This window comes from Kitasatospora sp. NPDC023176 (assembly GCF_055560495.1).
This window is the reverse complement of sequence record NZ_JBVHIP010000026.1, coordinates 1-19,444: the sequence shown is the minus strand read 5'-3', so window position 1 is coordinate 19,444 and position 19,444 is coordinate 1. Positions and strand designations below refer to the sequence as shown.

The 19,444-nt window shown below is 70.4% G+C and carries 23 protein-coding genes and 1 pseudogene; 16 read left to right on the top strand and 8 right to left on the bottom strand.

Going from position 1 to position 19,444, the window contains the following annotated elements; all coding sequences use genetic code 11:
• Nucleotides 1–39: 39 nt before the first annotated feature.
• The 8 genes from ACZ3YL_RS29250 to ACZ3YL_RS29215 all read left to right on the top strand — a co-directional run bounded on the left by ACZ3YL_RS29250 (nt 40) and on the right by ACZ3YL_RS29215 (nt 4,043).
• Complete coding sequence (locus tag ACZ3YL_RS29250) at nt 40–405, top strand: ATP-binding protein (protein ID WP_465660384.1); 366 nt, start codon at nt 40–42, stop codon at nt 403–405.
• Nucleotides 402–653: a hypothetical protein gene (locus ACZ3YL_RS29245; RefSeq protein ID WP_465660383.1), complete on the top strand. Its 252-nt coding sequence runs from the start codon at nt 402–404 to the stop codon at nt 651–653. Before ACZ3YL_RS29250 ends, ACZ3YL_RS29245 begins: the two co-directional genes overlap by 4 nt.
• A complete protein-coding gene (locus tag ACZ3YL_RS29240; RefSeq protein ID WP_465660382.1) occupies nt 650–775 on the top strand; it encodes a hypothetical protein in 126 nt (41 codons plus the stop codon). The genes ACZ3YL_RS29245 and ACZ3YL_RS29240 overlap by 4 nt, the downstream gene beginning before the upstream one ends.
• Before the next feature lie 204 nt (nt 776–979).
• Nucleotides 980–1,243, top strand: coding sequence for a hypothetical protein (locus ACZ3YL_RS29235; RefSeq protein WP_188309764.1), 264 nt, complete (start codon nt 980–982; stop codon nt 1,241–1,243).
• Nucleotides 1,215–1,748 (top strand): DUF6879 family protein, encoded by a 534-nt coding sequence (locus ACZ3YL_RS29230; RefSeq protein ID WP_465660381.1) that lies wholly within the window; start codon nt 1,215–1,217, stop codon nt 1,746–1,748. The genes ACZ3YL_RS29235 and ACZ3YL_RS29230 overlap by 29 nt, the downstream gene beginning before the upstream one ends.
• 27 nt (nt 1,749–1,775) lie before the next feature.
• Nucleotides 1,776–2,624, top strand: a complete 849-nt coding sequence (locus ACZ3YL_RS29225) for a helix-turn-helix domain-containing protein (RefSeq protein WP_188309766.1) — start codon at nt 1,776–1,778, stop codon at nt 2,622–2,624.
• 307 nt (nt 2,625–2,931) lie between these two features.
• Complete coding sequence (locus tag ACZ3YL_RS29220; protein WP_188309767.1) at nt 2,932–3,078, top strand: hypothetical protein; 147 nt, start codon at nt 2,932–2,934, stop codon at nt 3,076–3,078.
• Nucleotides 3,079–3,176: 98 nt separating this feature from the next.
• The gene (locus ACZ3YL_RS29215) at nt 3,177–4,043 is read left to right on the top strand and encodes an aKG-HExxH-type peptide beta-hydroxylase (RefSeq protein ID WP_188309768.1); all 867 of its coding nucleotides are present in this window, start codon (nt 3,177–3,179) and stop codon (nt 4,041–4,043) included.
• Here the strand turns inward: ACZ3YL_RS29215 and ACZ3YL_RS29210 are convergent.
• Entirely contained in the window at nt 4,040–4,711 is a 672-nt protein-coding gene (locus ACZ3YL_RS29210) for a pentapeptide repeat-containing protein (protein WP_188309769.1), read from the bottom strand. The genes ACZ3YL_RS29215 and ACZ3YL_RS29210 overlap by 4 nt on opposite strands.
• A gap of 256 nt (nt 4,712–4,967) precedes the next feature.
• Here ACZ3YL_RS29210 and ACZ3YL_RS29205 point away from each other — a divergent pair, with 256 nt between their 5' ends.
• Together ACZ3YL_RS29205 and ACZ3YL_RS29200 are read left to right on the top strand one after the other, a co-directional pair.
• Nucleotides 4,968–5,123, top strand: a complete 156-nt coding sequence (locus ACZ3YL_RS29205) for a hypothetical protein (protein ID WP_465660380.1) — start codon at nt 4,968–4,970, stop codon at nt 5,121–5,123.
• A complete protein-coding gene (locus ACZ3YL_RS29200; protein ID WP_465660379.1) occupies nt 5,108–6,298 on the top strand; it encodes a methyltransferase domain-containing protein in 1,191 nt (396 codons plus the stop codon). Before ACZ3YL_RS29205 ends, ACZ3YL_RS29200 begins: the two co-directional genes overlap by 16 nt.
• 51 nt (nt 6,299–6,349) lie before the next feature.
• On the opposite strand, the gene ACZ3YL_RS29195 is transcribed toward ACZ3YL_RS29200, so the two are convergent.
• Nucleotides 6,350–8,368, bottom strand: a complete 2,019-nt coding sequence (locus ACZ3YL_RS29195) for a S9 family peptidase (RefSeq protein WP_465660378.1) — start codon at nt 8,366–8,368, stop codon at nt 6,350–6,352.
• 220 nt (nt 8,369–8,588) lie between these two features.
• Nucleotides 8,589–10,097: a peptide MFS transporter gene (locus ACZ3YL_RS29190; RefSeq protein ID WP_465660377.1), complete on the bottom strand. Its 1,509-nt coding sequence runs from the start codon at nt 10,095–10,097 to the stop codon at nt 8,589–8,591.
• 328 nt (nt 10,098–10,425) lie between these two features.
• Here ACZ3YL_RS29190 and ACZ3YL_RS29185 point away from each other — a divergent pair, with 328 nt between their 5' ends.
• Together ACZ3YL_RS29185 and ACZ3YL_RS29180 are read left to right on the top strand one after the other, a co-directional pair.
• The gene (locus tag ACZ3YL_RS29185) at nt 10,426–11,100 is read left to right on the top strand and encodes a response regulator transcription factor (RefSeq protein WP_030290974.1); all 675 of its coding nucleotides are present in this window, start codon (nt 10,426–10,428) and stop codon (nt 11,098–11,100) included.
• Between the two features lie 89 nt (nt 11,101–11,189).
• On the top strand, nt 11,190–12,437 hold the full coding sequence (locus tag ACZ3YL_RS29180) for a HAMP domain-containing histidine kinase (protein WP_188309774.1): 1,248 nt from the start codon (nt 11,190–11,192) through the stop codon (nt 12,435–12,437).
• A 94-nt stretch (nt 12,438–12,531) separates the two neighbouring features.
• Here the strand turns inward: ACZ3YL_RS29180 and ACZ3YL_RS29175 are convergent.
• Both ACZ3YL_RS29175 and ACZ3YL_RS29170 read right to left on the bottom strand, forming a co-directional pair.
• Nucleotides 12,532–12,825: pseudogene (locus ACZ3YL_RS29175) on the bottom strand (ester cyclase); the annotation flags it as partial.
• Nucleotides 12,826–12,961: 136 nt separating this feature from the next.
• Nucleotides 12,962–13,519, bottom strand: coding sequence for a GtrA family protein (locus ACZ3YL_RS29170; protein ID WP_188309775.1), 558 nt, complete (start codon nt 13,517–13,519; stop codon nt 12,962–12,964).
• 255 nt (nt 13,520–13,774) lie between these two features.
• On the opposite strand from ACZ3YL_RS29170, the gene ACZ3YL_RS29165 reads away from it, so the two are divergent.
• From ACZ3YL_RS29165 to ACZ3YL_RS29155, 3 genes are read left to right on the top strand one after another with little or no spacing between them, the layout of a single operon-like run.
• A complete protein-coding gene (locus tag ACZ3YL_RS29165; protein WP_188309784.1) occupies nt 13,775–14,914 on the top strand; it encodes a 5-(carboxyamino)imidazole ribonucleotide synthase in 1,140 nt (379 codons plus the stop codon).
• Complete coding sequence (purE, locus tag ACZ3YL_RS29160; protein WP_465660376.1) at nt 14,911–15,435, top strand: 5-(carboxyamino)imidazole ribonucleotide mutase; 525 nt, start codon at nt 14,911–14,913, stop codon at nt 15,433–15,435. The genes ACZ3YL_RS29165 and purE overlap by 4 nt, the downstream gene beginning before the upstream one ends.
• A gap of 51 nt (nt 15,436–15,486) precedes the next feature.
• Nucleotides 15,487–16,692: a dipeptidase gene (locus ACZ3YL_RS29155; protein ID WP_188309777.1), complete on the top strand. Its 1,206-nt coding sequence runs from the start codon at nt 15,487–15,489 to the stop codon at nt 16,690–16,692.
• A 9-nt stretch (nt 16,693–16,701) separates the two neighbouring features.
• Here ACZ3YL_RS29155 and ACZ3YL_RS29150 read toward each other — a convergent pair whose 3' ends face one another.
• The 3 genes from ACZ3YL_RS29150 to ACZ3YL_RS29140 all read right to left on the bottom strand — a co-directional run bounded on the left by ACZ3YL_RS29150 (nt 16,702) and on the right by ACZ3YL_RS29140 (nt 18,732).
• Nucleotides 16,702–17,115: a CoA-binding protein gene (locus tag ACZ3YL_RS29150; protein ID WP_465660375.1), complete on the bottom strand. Its 414-nt coding sequence runs from the start codon at nt 17,113–17,115 to the stop codon at nt 16,702–16,704.
• 67 nt (nt 17,116–17,182) lie between these two features.
• Complete coding sequence (locus tag ACZ3YL_RS29145; protein ID WP_188309779.1) at nt 17,183–17,389, bottom strand: hypothetical protein; 207 nt, start codon at nt 17,387–17,389, stop codon at nt 17,183–17,185.
• A 5-nt stretch (nt 17,390–17,394) separates the two neighbouring features.
• A complete protein-coding gene (locus ACZ3YL_RS29140) occupies nt 17,395–18,732 on the bottom strand; it encodes a UDP-glucose dehydrogenase family protein (RefSeq protein ID WP_188309780.1) in 1,338 nt (445 codons plus the stop codon).
• Between the two features lie 264 nt (nt 18,733–18,996).
• Between ACZ3YL_RS29140 and ACZ3YL_RS29135 the strand changes: the two genes are divergently transcribed.
• A partial coding sequence (locus ACZ3YL_RS29135; RefSeq protein ID WP_465660374.1) for an acyl-CoA dehydrogenase family protein occupies nt 18,997–19,444 on the top strand: 448 nt, incomplete at its 3' end.

Sequence of the window (19,444 nt, the reverse complement as noted above, 5' to 3'; positions counted from 1 at the left end):
CATCACCTCTCCCCACACCACAGCCTCACGGAGGTTCCCGTGTGCACCCGTAACACCCCCTCGCTCGCCCTCTCCCGCCTGGCCCTGCGGGACGCCATGACCCGCAGCGGCCGGTGGGACGCCGACGCCGTCTTCAACGCCGAACTCGCCCTCTGCGAGCTCATCTCCAACGCCTGGCGGCACGGCGACACCCCCGCGCCCGTCGTCTGGTTCTCCATCCTCGACCGCACCCTCCGGGTCACCGTCTCCGACGAGAGCGACGCCCTCCCGCAGCTGCGGACGACCTCCGGCCTCGCCGAGACCGGCCGGGGCCTCCAGCTGGTCGAGGGCCTCACCGACCGCTGGGGCGTCGACCCGCAGAAGCGCGGCAAGAGCACCTGGTACGAGCTGGACTCCGACGCGTGACCCGCGACCCGGTCGCGCCGGACGACCCCCGGATGCGCGACTACACCAAGCCCCAGATCGCCGCCCTCCTCGGCGAGTTGCACCGCCGCGGACTCCCGTACGGGCTCCTCTGGGGCTCGGTCGGCACCCCGGAAACGACCCTCGACGGCCGCATCCTGGTCGACTTCGGCAATGCGCCGGTCAGCACCCTGCTCAACCTCCTCCACCTGCTCCGCGACCTGGAGCGGGACGAGGCGTGGCACCGGTGAGGTTCTTCGTCGGCGCGATCCTCCTCGCCCTCCTCGCCCTCGCGATCGCCACCGTGGCCCTCGGCGTCCTCACGACCCTCAGGATGCCCCGCCCCGACGACCCCGACGACCACCACCCCTGACCCACCCCACGAAGGTCCTCGCCCATCCCGGGCGAGGGCCTTCGCGGGCGCCGGCATGTGCCGTGCGAGCTGGGCGGAGGGCCGACGTCCTCGGCCTCTCGGAATACTCACATCACTTGAACGCAGGCCGTCTTGACGATCCATCAAAGCGGCGAGACGGTTGTGCAAGCACGTAGAAGAAGCGGCTTGCCACGGGAGGATGTCATGGCACTACGGTTCGTAGGCATTGACCCCGACACGGGCGGCGGAGGCTCGCCTACCGTGTGGGTCGATGACGAGAAGCAGGAGATCGTCATTCAGGGATGGGACGTCGAGGCGGCTAGGCTCGCCGAGATCCGCGAGACGGAATGGGTGCCGGAGCATGCGACCGGCGTGCCGGCGGGGGAGTCTCCGGTCCGTCTTCCGTTTCGCATGGTGCCGATCCTGAGGAAGGCATGTGATGACGCAGAACGACCAGCCGGTTCCTGACTTCGCGGCCCTGCTTGGGCAGGCGAAGCGGAGCGCCGTCCATCTGGAGATGCGCGACCTGTACGCCGTCGGCGACGAGTCCGGCATCATCGCCGACTTCAAGCGCACTGGGCAGGCGGATCTGAATCCGAACGACCCCTACTGGGCTGACTGGTTGGGGATCGTGCGGGACACCGTGGCCCGGGGCGTGTTGATTCGCCGGGCTCGGATCGTCTCTGAGCCGGTCACCGACTACATCCGGTGGGAGCACGCGGTCACGCCGCTCAACCTGGGGGCCGGCGAGCAGGTTCGCTGGCTTCCGCGGCGGTTGGCCTCAGATATCGCCCTGCCGGGCAACGACCTGTGGCTGATCGACGACCGGTTGGTCATGTTCCACTGGTTCACCGGAGACGGGGACTGGGCCGGGCACGCGTTCGATGACGACCCGGCCACGGTGAAGATGGTCTCAACGGCGTTCGAAGCCGTCTGGGACCGGGCTACCCCACACGACCAGTACTCCGTCTGACCGCCAGCCGCACCGGATAGCCGAAACATGCCCGCCATCCCGTCATCCAAGGCACAAGCTGCACGCAAAGCGGTGGCTGCCCGCCTTCGGGAGCTGATGTTGGACGCGGGCCTGAAAGGGCAGGAGGTAGCTGCCCGGTGCGGCTGGCACGCCTCCAAAACCTCGCGGATTCTCAACGGGACCACGCCACCGTCTGGCGACGACATCCGGGCATGGTGCACGGCCTGCGGCGCCGAGGACCAGGCGCCTGACCTGATTGCGGCATCCCGTGCCGTCGAGTCGATGTACATGGAGTGGCGCAGGCTCCACCGAACAGGCCTGCGCAGGGTCCAGGAGGACTTCTACACGCTCCACCAGGAGGCTCAGGCCTGCCGCGTGTACGTCTCCAACGTGGTGCCCGGCTTCCTTCAGACCCCGGCCTACGCCACCGGCCTGCTGGCTTCGATCACCCGCTTCCAGGGCACCCCGAACGACGTCCCCGAGGCCGTTGTCGCCAGAGTCGCGCGTTCCCGTTTCCTGTACGAGGGCAATCACCGCTTCGCAGTCGTCATGGAGGAGACGGTCCTGCGGAACCGGATCGGGGATGCCGAGGTCATGGCCGGCCAGCTTCGTCATCTGCTCACCGCATTGCCACTTGCCTCGCTGTCTTTCGGCGTCGTCCCCTTCGGCGCGGAGCGGACCATGTGGCCGCTCGAAGCCTTCTACCTGTACGACGACCGGCGCGCCGTCGTGGAGACGCTCACTGCCGAAATTCAGGTCACCCAGCCCAGAGAGATCAGTGACTACGCGCGGGCGTTCGGCGAGCTGTCTAAGGCGGCCGTGTACGGCGACGCGGCGCGCACTCTAATCAATGAGGCGCTGGCCACCTTCGGGTGAATGCGTGCAATCCCATAGAAGTTGATGGCACCGGTCCCGGTCGGATCCCTACCGTTGAAGTGCTGTCAGAGCAGCCGACTGATTGGCGATCAGACAAGTTCCATGTGCTGGGGCGGATGCCCTCAAGTAGCGCTGGTACTGCGGGCCCGGCAACCACCGACGGTCCAGTCGGCCCCCACCGATGCCCCGTTGCCAGGGAGAGGCACCTGGTTCACCTCGCCGATGCGAGTCACTGGCTCCCACAAGTTCCTCCCCGTCCGGGGAGGTTGCTCCACTCATCCAGTTCATCCAGTGAAGGGAGATCGCAATGTCCGTGATTACCAGCGACGCCGAGAACACCGAGGTGACCGAGGCCGCGGTGCTCGACGAGGGCGCCGCGGACACCATCCGGGGCAACGTCCGGGCGTTCCTGGGCGAGGACAACACCTCGATGATGGGCGGCTGGACCAACTGACGGTCGGCCTGAGCGCCTGAATCAGTCGCGTGCCCGGCCCCACCTCAATTGGGGCCGGGCACGCGGTTCCAAGCATCCCAGCCAAGGAGCGAGTGTCCGTGCGATTCCTCAACATCCACCATGCCCGCGAGACGATCGGCCGACTCGTGAGCGCGGTCAACGAGCAGTCCCCGTCTACCCCCGCAGACCTCCGCGCCGCGTACCGGAGCGTTGTGTCCGCCCTGCGTCCCCTGCCGGTAGCGGGTGAGGGCATTGCGCTGTCCTTCAAGGACAGCGCGTGGGGCAACTACCTGATCGAGAACAGCACCTTCGAGAACATCTTCGAGGGCCTGGAGGACACCCCGGCCGCCCTGTGTGCGCGGTGGGAACGTGACTTCTCCGTCGCGCTCCTGCACATCAGGGACCTCGCCCCCGACCTGGGCGCGCTCGTGGACCTGGTGGTCACCGACGTCGTGATGTTCAGCTCGGCCAACAAGGGCGGCGGCACCGGTTCGACGCTCCCGGGCCTGGTCAGCATGAGTCCCGGCGACGAGTGGCGGCCCCATGACTACGCCGAGTCCCTGGTCCACGAGACCGTGCACCTGAACGTCTTCCTGGCGGACATGGTGTACCGCCTCTACACGCGACCGGCCAAGGAACTGGAGGCCGATGAGCACCGGGTCGTCTCCGCGGTGAAGTTCGGGCAGTTGCGGCCGCTCGACAAGGCCTTTCACTCTGCCGTGGTGGCTCCGCCCCTCATGCTCATGCAGCACCTGAGGGGCGAGACCGAGTTGGTGGACAAGTTCCGCCACTCGATCCGCGAGTGCGCGGAGGGCCTGCTCGACAAGTTGGACCTGTTCACACCGTACGGGCAGGGGATGGTGCGCGAACTCGCGGCCTTCGCCGAGACGATCGACTTCGACCTCGTCGCCCGGTCGATCTCGGGCCGGGAGTTCGCGCACTACGAGCTGCCTGCTGCCGCCTAGGGTTCGAACAGGATGCCGGCTTCCCTGGCGAGGCTCAGTGCCAATTCCATGGCGCCTGGGCCTCGCACGGTGGCGCCCCTGAGATGCGAGGTGCCGCCGACATCGATCAGTGTGCAGTTGTCGAAACTGACACCGGACTGAACGGTGATGTTGGCGAACTGCGCACCGGTGAGATTGCACTTCTCGAACCGGACATCGCGGAGTTCGGCGAATTGAAAATCAGCCTGAGAGAGATTGCACTCCCTGAAAACCACCGTCTTGAACTTCGCATAGCGGAACAGCGCGCTGTCCGTCCGCGTTCCTTCGAAGAGGACATCGCGGAAGCTGCCGTTGCTCCAGGACGACCCGGTGAGTCGGCAACCGGTCACCGTGCCGCGGAGGACGGACACGTCCTGCGTCCGGACCGTGGCGAAGTCACAGGTGTCGAAGGTGACATGGGCGAGCACCGAGCGGACCAGGTGCATCCCGGTGAACCGCACGTTCTCGAAGGCGCATTGCTCGACTTCGACCGCTTCGCCCACGCGGCCGACAAGGCTCAGGCCGCTGTACTTCCTGCCTTTGATCGTGGCGTCGTCCTCGAAGTCATCGTCGGGCAACTCCGCAGGCCGCAAAGCCATCTGGAAACGAGGCGCCAAGGGATTCTTCGGGCGAGGCATGGCCTGAGTCATGGAAGGCACCTCACGGAAGTCGATGGGGTGGAGGAAAAGAACGCTAGCACTCAACTGGCATGGCAACAAAGGAAGTAAAGCTGCAGGACCACTGAAGTCCTGTGGCTATTCGTGCTGCCGAAATCCCCTTGCGGTCGAGCGTGCCCTCAGCCCAGCGATCAAGCTCGCGGATCTGGCATCGTGAGCGGGATCTGGAACCGGCCGAGCAGCACATCCGCACGGCCATGAAGATCAGCGACCATCGCAAGGAGCTGCTGTGACTGTCACTTCCCCCGCGTTCGTGGTCGGCCGGGCGGCCGATGCCGCAGCGGCCGGTGTCGCCGACTCAGGCGCCGCCGCAGTGATCGACCACGACGGGCGGGTCCAGCTCGTGCGTCGCAAGCCCGAGGTCTGCCAGTGGGCCGGCAAGTGATCGGCGAGACACATGTGAAGGCGGGGCCTCCGGGGCTGGCCGCCGCGCTGGTGGCCGGGGGCGCGCTCACTGCGGATTGGCTCCCGGCCTTCGAGGCCGTACCGCGCGAGCTGTTCGTACCGGACCGCATCTGGCCGGGCGTTGCGGACGGCACCTCCCAGAAGCCCGTGGTGGACCGCTCTCGGAATCCCGAGGCGTGGCGGCGGGCGGTCTACTCGGACATTCCGTTGACCACGCAGTGGGACGACGGCGACCACCAGGGCGACGGGCTCGGTACGACACCGACCTCGTCCAGCTCCATGCCCTCGATGGTGTTCTCCATGCTGCAGGACCTTGACGTCCGCCCGGGGAACCGGGTGTTGGAGATCGGCACCGGTACGGGGTGGAACGCGGGCCTGCTCGCCCACCGGCTGGGCGACGCGAACGTGGTGACCGTGGAGTTCGATCCGGAGGTCGCCCGGGGCGCCCGCGCGAACCTGGAGGGGGCCGGGCTCGCACCGACCGTGGTCGAAGGCGACGGGCGGCATGGCTGGCCGGAGGGCGCTCCCTATAACCGGGTAATAGCCACCTGCTCCGTCGCGGAGATCCCTCCCACATGGCTGGCCCAGACGGCCCCCGGCGGGGTCATCGTGGCGCCGTTCGGCACCGAGTACGGCGGCGAGCAGATCGTCCGGCTGACCGTGGACGCCGACGGCACCAGCGCGAGCGGCCGGTTCACCCGCGGCTCGGCGTTCATGCGGCTGCGCCAACAGCGCACGGACCGGCCGCCGTTCGCGGACTACCTGCGCGGTCAGGAGTGGCCCGCCGACGGCGTGCGGACCACCACCACCCTCGCCCCGCCGGACACGGGCGGCTGGTTCGAGCAGTTCGTCATCGGGGTGGCCGTCCCCGGGGCGTTCTGGCGGGCGGAGCGCTACGACGACGGCGCGTACACGCTGTGGCTCCACAGCCGGGACACCCTCTCCTGGGCCTCGGCCGACTACGAGCGGGGCCGCACCGAGTACGAGGTGTACCAGTCCGGCCCCCGGAACCTCTGGGACGAGGTGGAAGCCGCCTGGCGCTGGTGGGACGACCAGGGCCACCCCGGCTTCGACCGCTTCGGCCTCACGGTCACCCCGGACACCCACACGGTGTGGCTCGACTCCTCGGAGAACCCAGTGCCGTTCCGGGGTTGAACTCTCGTTTCGCCCCGTCGGGCCCAGCGGCCAGACGGGGCGAAGGCGTGCCTAACCCATGCCCAAGGAGCGCCGCAGGAAGTGCAGTTCGTGGTGCAGCAGGTTCTCCACCACGGCCTCGTCGGTCGGCCGGTGGCCCGCACCGCGCAGCGGGAGGACCTCGTGGGGGCGGCCGGCGGCGAGGAGGGCGTGGGAGAGCCGCAGGGCGTGGGCGGGGTAGACGTTGTCGTCCGCCAGGCCCTGGATCAGCAGGAGCGGGCGGCGCAGCTTCGGAGCCTCCGTGATCAGGTCGCAGGAGTCGTAGTGCTCGGGGTGCTCGTCGGGGTGGCCGAGGAAGCGTTCCTGCCAGTGGGTGTCGTAGAGCCGCCAGTCGGTGGGGGCAGCACCGGCCGAGGCGGCGTGGAAGACGTCCGGGCGGCGCAGCACAGCGAGGGCGGCGAGGAAGCCGCCGTAGGACCAGCCGCGGATGGCGACCCGGTCGAGGTCGAGCAGTCCGGGCCGCAGTCGGGCCACCTCGTGCAAGCCCTCGATCTGGTCCTCCAGCGCGGGCCCGGCCTTGTCGCCCCAGACGGACTTCTCCCAGCGCGGGCCGCGCCCGGGGGTGCCCCGCCCGTCCACCACCAGCACCGCGAAGCCCTGGTCGGCGAACCACTGGGAGACCTGCTCGTGCCAGGCGCCGCCGGTGGTGGCCTTCTGCATGGCCGGCCCGGCGTACGGGTCGAGCAGCACGGGCAGCGGGCCGTCGGCGGGGCGGTGGCCGGTGGGCAGGAACAGGTTGGCGCGCAGTTCACGGGGGCCGAGGCGGAGCAGCTCGGGGCGGGCGGTGACGACGGGTGGTTCGGCGTAGGAGGTGAGCGGCCATGACGGCGCGCCCTCGCGCAGCACCGTGGTCCGCCCGTCGGGGGAGCGGGTGGTGAGCACCAGCGTTCCGCCCCGCGCGACCCCGTCGTGAAGGCCGGGGCCGCTGCTCAACTGCTGGATGCCGCGACCCGGTTCGTAGGTCCACAGGTGGGTCTCGGTGGGCTCGTCGGAGGCGGTGAACAGCACCTGTTCGCCGTCCGTCCCGAGGACGGCCCGCAGCTGAAGCCCGTCCGGGGTGACGGGCTTGCCGTCGATGGTCAGCTGCCGGGTGTCGCCGTCGTCGGCGGTGTCGACCAGGGCGCCGCCCGCCGTCCGGGCGGGCAGGCCCGGAAGCAGTTCGATCCAGTGCGGGTCCGTCCGTTCGGCGAGCACCCGGGTGGTGCCGTCCGAAGCGATCGCCAGGGTGCGGACGGTGCGCTGGTCGCGGCTCTGCACGGCGGCGTACGGGCCGTGGGCGTCCCAGCCGGCGGCGGTGAGGTACTCGAAGGCGGCGGCGTCCCAGCGGACCTCGGTCCGGCTGCCGTCGAGACCGAGCAGCCGGAGCGAGACGTCGGCGTTGGCGGTGCCGGCCAGCGGGTAGCGGATGGTGCGCGGGGGCTGCTGCGGGTCGGTGGGGTCGGCGAGGAACAGCCGGGTGACCGCGCGGTCGTCGACCCGGGCGACGAGCAGCGCGGTGCCGTCGGGGGACCACCAGTGGCCGCGGGTGCGGTACATCTCCTCGGCGGCGACGTACTCGGCGAGGCCGTACGAGACGTCACAGGACTCGGGTTCGGCGAGGGCGCGGTCGTTGCCGCCGTCGGCGTCGACGACCCGTAGGGCGCCGTCGCTGACGTAGGCGATCCGGCGGCCGGTCGGGTCGGGCCGGGCCTCCTGGGGCGCGCCGGTGGTGGTGACCGGGCGCACCGATCCCGCGGCGGTGTCGGCGAGCCAGAGCGTGCCGTCCAGGGTGAAGGCGGCCAGCCGCCCGGTGTCGTCGGTGGCGTAGCAGGCGATGCCGGTGGTGGAGCCCAGCGCGGCCGGGTCGGCGACCAGCCGCTCCGCGCCGGTCGCGGTGTCCAGGGCCCAGAGGCGGGTGACCGGGTCGGTGCCGGTGCGGCCGCGCAGGAACAGCACGGTGGCGCCGTCGGCGGAGGGCTGCGGCTGGGCGGGGGCGCCCAGGGTGAACCGTCGGGTACGGGCCAGCTGACGGGGCAGGGAGTCGGTCGTCATGCCGGGACCATAGGCAGACCCGGCCCGGGTCCGTCGAGGGAAATTCGTCGCCGAGGGGCATTCGCCCCCGAGGGAAGCACACCGCCGAGGGAAGCACACCGCCGTCGAGAGACGCCGAGGAGGACGGAGGAGGACGGCCGAGGAAACGGCCGAGGAAAACGGCCGGGGCCGCCGTGGATCTCAGGAATCCACGGCGGCCCCGGAGCGGGCGGGACGGACGTCAGTGGACGTCGCCCATGAGCTTGACGACCTTCTTGCGGTACATCGCCAGCGCGATGCCGGCCACGATCGCCATGGCGCCCTGCACCGCGAAGTACGCGGTCCCGCCGACGATCTTGTCGCCCAGCACCAGCTGGAAGATCGCGGCGACGCAGTCACCGGCGGTGACGGCGAGGAACCAGACGCCCATCATCTGGCTGGCGTACTTGGTGGGAGCCAGCTTGGTGGTGACGGACAGGCCGACGGGGGAGAGGGTGAGCTCACCGACGGTCTGGACCAGGTAGACCATGGCCAGCCACAGCGGGGTGACCTTGGTGTCGCCGGTCGCGGAGGCCATCGCCAGCATCATGACGATGAAGGAGGCGCCGATCATCAGCAGACCGAAGGCGAACTTCATGGTGGTGCTGGGGTTCTTCGACCGGCGGGCCAGGGCGACCCAGATCCAGGCGAAGACCGGGGCCAGCGCCATGATGTACAGCGGGTTGAGCGACTGGAACCAGCTGGACGGGAAGTTGAACCCGAACAGCGTGGACGCGGTGTGCTCGTCGGCGAAGATGTTCAGCGTCGAGCCGGACTGGTCGTAGATCATCCAGAACACGGCGGCGGCGACGAAGAACCAGATGTAGCCGCTCATCTTGGACTGCTCGTTGGCGTCGAGGTCCTTGTCGCGCTTGACCTTGCTGAAGACCAGGACCGGGATCGCCAGGCCCGCGATGGACAGCGGCCAGATCGCCCAGTTGATGGTGAAGTGGCCGGTGGCGGCGACGACGCCGTAGAAGACGGCGGCGACGGCCAGCCAGATGCCCGCCTTGGTGAAGATCTTCCGCTTCTCGTCCGGGGTGATCGGCGAGGTGACGACGTTGCTCTTCGGGCTCAGGTGGCGGGTGCCCAGCAGGAACTGGCCCAGGCCGAGGGCCATGCCGACGCCGGCGAGGGCGAAGCCCAGGTGCCAGCTGACGTTCTGGCCGACGGTGCCGATGACCAGCGGGGCCGCGAAGGCACCGAGGTTGATGCCCATGTAGAAGACGGTGAAGCCACCGTCGCGGCGCGGGTCGTTCGGGCCGTCGTAGAGGTGGCCGACCATCGTCGAGATGTTGGCCTTGAGCAGGCCCGAGCCGACCGCGATGAAGGCGAGGCCGACGAAGAACGACGCGCTGAAGGGGACTGCCAGCAGGAAGTGGCCGATCATGATGATCGTGCCGCCGACCGCGACGGTCTTGCGGGCGCCGAGGAAGCGGTCCGCGATCCAGCCGCCCGGGAGGGCCAGCAGGTAGACCATGGCCGTGTACACGCTGTACACGGCGGCGGCGACGGCCGTCTTCATGGCCAGGCCGCCGTCCGCGACGGAGGCGGTCATGTAGAGCACCAGCAGGGCACGCATGCCGTAGTAGCTGAAGCGCTCCCACATCTCGCTCATGAAGAGAGTGGCGAGTCCCCGGGGGTGGCCGAGGAAGGTCTTGCCGCCGGGAGTGGCCGACGTGACGCCGGTGTCCAGGGTCGTAGACGCCATGAGTAGTGGTTCCTTGCCTGATCGCGTCCGCCTAGGGGGGTGGCGGCGGACGAACTTGAACCACTCTACGTGGCGATATTTGGCGTTATCAGATGACAAAAGCCACGAATCAGGTATGGGAATGGCAAAGTTCGGGGCAGATCTTCCCGGCCTATCCATGGTAGTCAGGCATCTCTTCCTTAGGTTTCAAGATCCAAGGGGAGATTCTTCGCCGAACGACCGGCAGGCGACGCCCCGTTGACCCCGAACGGACCCTTGTATAACGATCACGCTCTGTGAACTACCTCACAGGGCGTACGGGCATACCCGAGCCGACTACCATCACCACATGACCTGTGTGCTGCTCGCCGAGGACGATCCGGCGATCTCCGAACCGCTCGCCCGGGCCCTGCGACGCGAGGGCTATGAGGTGCTCGTCCGCGAGGACGGTCCGACCGCACTCGCCGCCGGCCTCACCGAGGAGGTCGACCTCGTCGTCCTCGACCTCGGCCTGCCCGAGATGGACGGCCTTGAGGTCTGCCGCCGACTGCGCGCCGACGGCAAGAGCTGCCCCGTCCTGGTGCTCACCGCCCGCGCCGACGAGGTGGACACCGTGGTCGGCCTGGACGCCGGCGCCGACGACTACGTCACCAAGCCCTTCCGCCTGGCCGAACTGCTCGCCCGCGTCCGGGCCCTGCTCCGGCGCGGCAACGTCGACCAGCTCACCACCGGCGCGCACGGGGTGAAGATCGACATCGAGTCCCACCGCGCCTGGCTCGGCGAGGAGGAGCTGACCCTCTCCGCCAAGGAGTTCGAGCTGCTGCGCGTCCTGGTCCGCGACGCCGGCCGGGTGGTGACCCGCGAGGAGATCATGCGGCAGGTCTGGGACACCACCTGGTGGACCTCGACCAAGACCCTGGACATGCACATCTCCTGGCTTCGCAAGAAGCTCGGCGACGACGCGGCGAACCCGCGCTACATCGCCACCGTGCGCGGAGTCGGGTTCCGGTTCGAGAAGAATTAGCCCCGTACGGAGTCGAGAAGAATCAGCCCCGTACGGAGATCGTGGCCGGGCGGCGGCCGATGAAGCGGAACACCTCGGGGAGCAGCAGCGTGAAACGCCGGATGATCAACTCGCTGCTGGTCGTCGTCCTGGTGGTCGTCGTGGTGTTCTGCGTGCCGCTCGCCCTGGTCGAGAAGCGCACCATCGCCAACTCGGCCCAGGACCGGGTGGACGCGACCGCCGTCCGGGTGCTCGCCCTGGTCGAGAGCCGGCTCACTGCCGGTGAGTCGGTCAAGGAGGGGCGCGTCTTCGAGAGCCAGGTCACCGAGGGCAGCTACGTCGAGGTGCAGATCCCCGGCCAGCAGGTGCTCTCGGCCGGCGACCGGCCGGCCGGGAACCACCTGCTGCGGGCCGTCGAGCGCGGGAACAGCGGCGAGATCGTCACCGTCGAGCAGTCCCGCGAGGACGTCGACCACGAGATCGCCAACAACCTGCTGCTGCTCGGCGTGGTCGCCCTGCTGGCCGTCCAGGCCGCCGTGGCGCTCGCCGTCTGGCAGGCCAAACGGCTCGCCCGGCCGCTCACCGACCTCGCCGAGACCGCCGAACGGCTCGGCTCCGGCGACCCGCGCCCGCGCGACCGCCGCTACGGGGTGCCCGAACTGGACCGGATCGCCGAGGTGCTGGACACCAGCGCCGAGCGGATCGCCCGGATGCTCACCGCCGAACGCCGGCTCGCCGCCGACGCCTCCCACCAGCTGCGCACCCCGCTCACCGCGCTGTCGATGCGACTGGAGGAGATCACCGCCCTCGCCGAGGAGCCGGAGACCGTCAAGGAGGAGGCGACCATCGCCCTCCAGCAGGTCGAGCGGCTCACCGACGTCGTCCAGCGGCTGCTCACCACCCAGCGCGACCCGCGCAGCCCCACCGCCGTCGCCTTCGACCTCGACGAGGTGATCAAGCAGCAGGTGGAGGAGTGGGGCCCGACGCTGCGCGAACGGGGCCGGGTGCTGTCCCTGGAGGGCCTGCACGGGGTCACCGCGGTCGGCACCCCGGGGACGGTGGCCCAGGTGCTCGCCACCCTGATCGAGAACTCACTGATGCACGGCGCCGGGACGATCACCCTTCGGGTGCGGCCCTCCGGCACCTCGGTGGTGGTCGAGGTACAGGACCAGGGCGCCGGCGTGCCCGCGGACCTCGGAAACCGGGTGTTCGAGCGGGCGGTCAGCGGCCGCAACTCCACCGGCATCGGCCTGGCCGTCGCCCGCGACCTCGCGGAGGCGGACGGCGGGCGGCTGGAACTGCTCTCGCTGAAGCCCGCGGTGTTCGCGCTCTTCCTCGGCCGCAGCCACGACGACTAGCCCGTCACGGGCCCGGCCGAGGCGCTGGTTCACCGGGCCCGGCCGAAGCGCTGGTCACCGGGCGTGGCCGAAGCGCTGGTCACGGGGCCTCGTCGAGTCGGAAGTCGCGGATCACGTCGAGGTCGGTGAAGGTGGGCGGCGCCTCGCAGAGGGCCACCATCTCGCGGAAGATCCGGTCCGTCTCGGGCAGCTGGGAGTTCCGCATCGCCTCCTCGTAGGAGGGGAACTCCACGATCTCCACCACGTGGCGGGCGTCCGAGCGGTCGGTGCCGACCACCGCGTGCGAGGCGGTCCGCTTGCCCTTGGTGGCCTCGACCCAGGTGTCCATGAGCCGGTTGAGGTCGTCGAGCCTGTCGGTCTTGCAGTCGATGATCTGGACGAACGCCATGGCGAGCCTCCTGGGACCCCCTGGGCCTCGATCGTCCGCCGGCCGTGCTCGCCCTCCGTCACCACTGTCCTCTCGCGGAGGCGGGCCGGGCAACCGGAGGCGGGCCGGGCAACCGGAGACGGGCGCCGCTTGGCGCCTACTCGGCCTTGGCGAAGCGGATCTGCTCGGCGGCCAGCATCAGCTCGGCCTGGGCGGCGAGCTCCTGGCCGCTGGCGGCGACGACCGCCGGTGCGGCCGGCTCGGGCTCCGGCAGGGCCTTGAAGACCCAGGTGCGGTACGAGATGAAGCGGAACACGGTGGCGATGGCGAGGCCGACCACCTTGGCACCGATCTGCTCGTAGCTGGTGTCCAGGCCGAGCACGTACCGGGAGAAGCCGAGCACGCCGGTCTCGATCAGCATGCCGATGCCGCTGAACACCAGGAACAGGGTGATCTCCCGCCTGCGGGAGGCGGCGTCGCGGTCCCGGTACAGCCAGTAGCGGTAGCCGAGGTAGTTGGTGGCGATCGCGATCACCGTGGCGACGACGTTGGACCGCAGTGAGGCCAGGCCCATCCCGTTGATGCAGACCCAGAACACGGCGAAGTTGACCACCACGCCGCTCAGGCCGACGATGCCGAACTTCACGACTTCGCCGGAAAACCCGCTCGACACCTTCTGGAGGAGCGAGGGGTTCGAAGCTGCGGTCGTCGCCATACCGGGTGGCCTCCATGTACCTACGGGAAAAGGGTGTCCCACTGGGCCGGGGGCACCCCTTGGGCCCTGCGTGCACGCACATGATCCGACCGCGCGGACGAGGACCTAGCCGTCCAGGCTACCCGCTTCCATCGAACGGGTCAGCCGTCCGTGCGCGGGTTTGACATCTACGCGCGTCCACTACTCACCGCCCCACCGCGGCGCCACGGCCCCCACCGGCCCGGATATCCTGGCGGGGTGACTTCCCCGGGCAATGTGAATTTTCCAGTGGTGGGCATGATCGGTGGCGGGCAGCTGGCCCGCATGGCACACCAGGCGGGCATCCCGCTCGGGGTCAGGTTCAAGCTCCTCGCCGACACCCCCCAGGACTCCGCCGCACAGGTGGTCTCCGACGTCGTCCTCGGTGACTACCGGGACCTCGACACCCTGCGCCGCTTCGCGGCCGGCTGCGACGTGATCACCTTCGACCACGAGCACGTCCCCACCGAGCACCTGCGGGCCCTGGAGGCCGACGGCATCGCCGTCCGCCCCGGCCCGGAGGCGCTGGTCAACGCCCAGGACAAGGGCGTGATGCGGGCCAGGCTCGACTCCATCGGGGTGCCCTGCCCCCGGCACCGGATCGTCGCCGACCCGGCCGACGTCACCGCCTTCGCCGGCGAGGGCGAGGGGTACCCGGTCGTGCTGAAGACCGTCCGCGGCGGCTACGACGGCAAGGGCGTCTGGGTCGTCGGCGACGAGCAGGAGGCCCAGGCCCCGTTCCTGGCCGGCGTCCCGGTGCTGGCCGAGGAGAAGGTCGACTTCGTCCGCGAGCTGGCCGCCAACGTGGTCCGCTCGCCCAGCGGCCAGGCCGTCGCCTACCCGGTGGTCGAGAGCGTCCAGGAGAACGGCGTCTGCGCCGAGGTCACCGCCCCCGCGCCCGACCTCGACCCGGCCCTCTCCGACGAGGCCCAGCAGCTCGCCCTGCGGATCGCGGGCGACCTCGGCATCGTCGGCCACCTCGCCGTCGAGCTGTTCCAGACCCGGGACGGCCGGATCCTCGTCAACGAACTGGCCATGCGCCCGCACAACTCCGGCCACTGGACCCAGGACGGCGCGGTCACCTCGCAGTTCGAGAACCACCTGCGGGCCGTCCTCGACCTCCCGCTCGGCGACCCCCGGCCGCGCGCCAAGTGGACCGTCATGGTCAACGTCCTCGGCGGCGACTACCCGGACATGTACCACGCCTTCCTGCACTGCATGGCCCGCGACCCCGGGCTGCGGATCCACATGTACGGGAAGGACGTGAAGCCCGGCCGCAAGGTCGGCCACGTCAACGTCTTCGGGGACGACCTCGACGACGTCCGCGAGCGCGCCCGCCACGCGGCCGCCTACCTGCGAGGAACGATCACCGAATGACCACCCCTGTCGTTGGCATCGTGATGGGCTCGGACTCCGACTGGCCGGTCATGGAGGCCGCCGCCCAGGCCCTGGACGAGTTCGAGATCCCCTACGAGGTGGACGTCGTCTCCGCCCACCGGATGCCCCGCGAGATGGTCGCGTACGGCGAGAACGCCCACCGGCGCGGACTGAAGGCGATCATCGCCGGCGCCGGCGGCGCCGCCCACCTGCCGGGCATGCTCGCCTCCGTCACCCCGCTGCCGGTCATCGGCGTGCCGGTGCCGCTGCGCTACCTGGACGGCATGGACAGCCTGCTGTCGATCGTCCAGATGCCGGCCGGCGTGCCGGTGGCCACCGTCTCGGTGGCCGGCGCGCGCAACGCGGGCCTGCTCGCGGTGCGGATGCTCGCCGCCTTCGACCCGGAACTCACCGAAAAGATGGCCGAGTTCCAGGCCGAGCTGAACAACCAGGCCACCGAGAAGGGCAAGAAGCTCCGGGCCAAGGTGGCCGGCTCCTCCTCCTTCGGCTTCGGCAAGTAAGGCCCCGGCGGCGCGGACGGCCCCCGGCGGGGGTGGGGTAGAACAGCCCGTATGACTTCTCAGACGGACTCCCCCACCCCGCTGGACCGCGCCCGGGCCCTGCTGCGCACCGCCCCCGTGGTGGACGGTCACAACGACCTCCCCTGGGCGATGCGCGAGCAGGCCGGGTACGACCTCGGCGCGCTCGACCTCGCCGCCGACCAGAGCGACCGCCTGCACACCGACCTCGCCCGCCTCGCGGAGGGCGGGGTCGGCGCGCAGTTCTGGTCCGTCTACGTGCCCGCCTCACTGGCCGGCGACCACGCCGTGAGCGCCACCCTGGAGCAGGTCGACTTCGTCCACGCCCTGGTCGAGCGCTACCCGGACCGGCTGCGCCTGGCCCGTACCGCCGCCGACATGGAGGCCGCCCGCACCGAGGGCCGGATCGCCTCGCTGATGGGCGCCGAGGGCGGCCACTCGATCGACTGCTCGCTGGCCACGCTGCGCGCCCTGTACGAGCTGGGTGTGCGCTACCTGACGCTCACCCACAACGACAACGTGCCGTGGGCCGACTCCGCGACCGACAAGCCGGTGGCCGGCGGGCTGAGCCGGTTCGGCGAGGAGGTCGTCCGGGAGATGAACCGGCTCGGCATGCTGGTCGACCTCTCGCACGTCTCCGCCGACACCATGCGGGACGCCCTGCGGGTCACCGAGGCGCCCGTCGTCTTCTCGCACTCCTCCGCGCGCACGGTCTGCGACCACCCGCGCAACATCCCGGACGACGTGCTCGCCCAGCTGCCCGCCAACGGCGGGGTGGCGATGGCGACCTTCGTCCCCAAGTTCATCCTGCCCGCCGCCATCGAGTGGACCCTGGCCGCCGACGCGAACATGCGCGCCCACGGCTTCCACCCGCTGGACACCACCCCGCCCGCGATGGAGCGCCAGCGCGCCTTCGAGGCCGCCCACCCGCGCCCGATCGCCACCCCGGCCACCGTCGCCGACCACCTCGACCACATGCGCGAGGTCGCGGGCATCGACCACATCGGCATCGGCGGCGACTTCGACGGCACCGCCTTCCTGCCGGACGGCCTCGACTCGGTGGCCGGCTACCCCAACCTGGTCGCCGAACTCCTCGGCCGCCACTGGTCGGAGGCCGACCTCGCCAAGCTCACCTGGCACAACGCCGTCCGCGTCCTGCGCGACGCCGAGTCGGTCGCCGCCACCCTGCGGGCCACCCGCCGGCCGTCCATCGCGACCATCGCCCAGCTGGACGGCTGACCTCAGGCCTCAGCCGAGCCGCGGGATCTCGATGGCCGGGCACTTGTCCATCACCATCGGGACCCCGGCGGCCCGGGTCCGCCCGTACGCGGCCTCGTCGACGACCCCGAGCTGGAACCAGACGGCCTTCGCCCCGACCGCCACCGCCTGGTCCGCGACCTCCCCGGCCAGCGCGCTGTTCACGAACACGTCCACCACGTCGACCGCGAACGGGATGTCGGCCAGCGAGGCGTAGCCGGGCTCGCCGAGGACCGTCTCGGCCTTCGGGTGCACCGGCACGATCCGCTTGCCGTAGCGCTGGAGGACCTGGGCCACGCCGTAGGCGGCCCGGGCGGTGTTGCTGGACAGTCCGACCACTGCCCAGGTGTCGCCGCTGCCGGTGAGGATGGAGCGGACCGTTGCTTCGTCGCCGTAGTTCGTCATGCCGGTGCCAACGACGGTCGCGGGTCCGGGATTCCGGGGCGGTGCAGGTGCCGGTTCAGGGGGCGGCTCAGGTGGTGAAGGCGGCGAGCTTCACCTGGGCCGTGCCGTCGGCCCGGTAGGTCGCCTTGAGCCGGAGGACGGCGGCCTGGCCACTCGGGTGGGCACCGGTCGCCTCGTGGGCGTTGCCGTAGTCGAGGCCGGTGGGGGAGTCGCTGTCCGGGCGGACGCGGGGGAAGGCGGTGGCCGGCCGCGCGGCGAGGTCGGTGCGGGGCACAGGCGTCAGCTGGGGCGGCCCAGGGCGCGGTAGGTCCAGCCGGCGGCGCGCCAGGCGTCGGCGTCGAGGACGTTGCGACCGTCGAGCAGACGGCGCTCGGCCACGACGGCGCCGAGCTCGGCCGGGTCGAGCGCGCGGAACTCGGCCCACTCGGTGAGGTGGAGGACGACGTGGGCGCCCTCGGCGGCCTCCAGGGCGGAGTCGGCGTAGGCCAGGGACGGGAACATCTTGCGGGCGTTCTCCACGGCCTTCGGGTCGTAGACGGTGACCTGGGCGCCCTGGAGCTGGATCTGGGCGGCCACGTTGAGGGCGGGGGAGTCCCGGATGTCGTCCGAGTCGGGCTTGAACGCGGCGCCGAGGACGGCGACCCGGCGGCCCAGGAAGCCGCCGCCGCACTGTTCGCGGGCCAGCTCGACCATCCGGGAGCGGCGCCGCATGTTGATCGAGTCGACCTCGCGCAGGAAGGTCAGCGCCTGGTCGGCGCCGAGCTCGCCGGCCCGGGCCATGAACGCGCGGATGTCCTTGGGCAGGCAGCCACCGCCGAAGCCGAGGCCCGAGTTGAGGAACTTGCGGCCGATCCGCTCGTCGTGGCCGAGCGCGGTGGAGAGCAGCGTGACGTCCGCCCCGGCCGCCTCGCAGACCTCGGCCATCGCGTTGATGAAGGAGATCTTGGTGGCCAGGAAGGAGTTGGCGGCGGCCTTCACCAGCTCGGCGGTCGCGTAGTCGGTGACCAGGAACGGCACCCCGGCTCCGATCGGCTCCGCGTACACCTCGCGCAGCAGCCGCTCGGCCCGCTCGCTCTGGGCGCCGACCACGATCCGGTCCGGCCGCAGGGTGTCCTGGACGGCGAAGCCCTCGCGCAGGAACTCCGGGTTCCAGGCGAGTTCGGCGTCCGCGCCGACCGGCGCCAGCGCGGCCAGCCGCTCGGCCAGCCGGGCCGCCGAACCGACCGGCACGGTGGACTTGCCGACCACCAGGGCCGGGCGGGTCAGGTGCGGCGCGAGTTCGTCGATCGCGGTGTCCACGTACGACATGTCGGCGGCGAACTCGCCCTTGCGCTGCGGGGTGTTGACGCAGACGAAGTGGACGTCGCCGAACTCGGCGGCCTCCTTGGCGGAGGTGGTGAAGCGCAGCCGCCCGGTCGAGCCCTCGTGCCCGGCCACGTGCTTGAGCAACAGCTCGGACAGGCCCGGCTCGTACATCGGGACGCGGCCGGCGGTGAGGGTGGCGATCTTCTCGGGGTCGATGTCCAGACCCAGCACCTCGAAGCCGAACTCGGCCATCGCGGCGGCATGCGTGGCGCCGAGGTAGCCGGTGCCGATCACGGAGATGCGGAGGGTCACGGGTTCCCCTTGGGTTGCGGGTTCGACCAGTAGAGGTGCCCCTGATGCTATCCGTCCCGGCCGGGTCGCCAGGGATCGCCCGTACTCGGGGGGTGTTTCGGGGGCGGTCGGCGGGCCTCCGGACGACGGCCCGCAGACGGCCCCGAGGACGCTAGGCAGCCGCAGGTCGGAGCCCTAGGATCTCTACTGAACGGTAGTTAACCGCGATTCGACTCGGACCAGGCGTCGATCGGACGTCGGTCACTGGACGACGAGGCAGGCATCATGGCGGGCAGCGCAGGGGCGGCTGACTTCGATCTCTTCCGTATCTCCGAGGAGCACCAGATGCTCCGTGAGGCGGTGCGTTCGCTGGCCGAGGCGAAGATCGCTCCGTTCGCGGCGGAGGTGGACGAGCAGGGGCGGTTCCCGCAGGAGGCGTTGGACGCGCTGACGGGCAACGATCTGCACGCGGTGCACGTGCCGGAGGTGTACGGGGGTGCGGGGGCGGACGCGCTGGCGACGGTGATCGTGATCGAGGAGGTCGCGCGGGTGTGCGGCTCGTCGTCGTTGATCCCGGCGGTGAACAAGCTGGGGTCGCTGCCGGTGCAGTTGTCGGGTTCGGAGGAGTTGAAGGCGAAGTACCTGGGGGCTCTGGCGCGGGGCGAGGGGATGTTCTCGTACTGCCTGTCGGAGCCGGAGGCGGGTTCGGACGCGGCGGGGATGAAGACCCGGG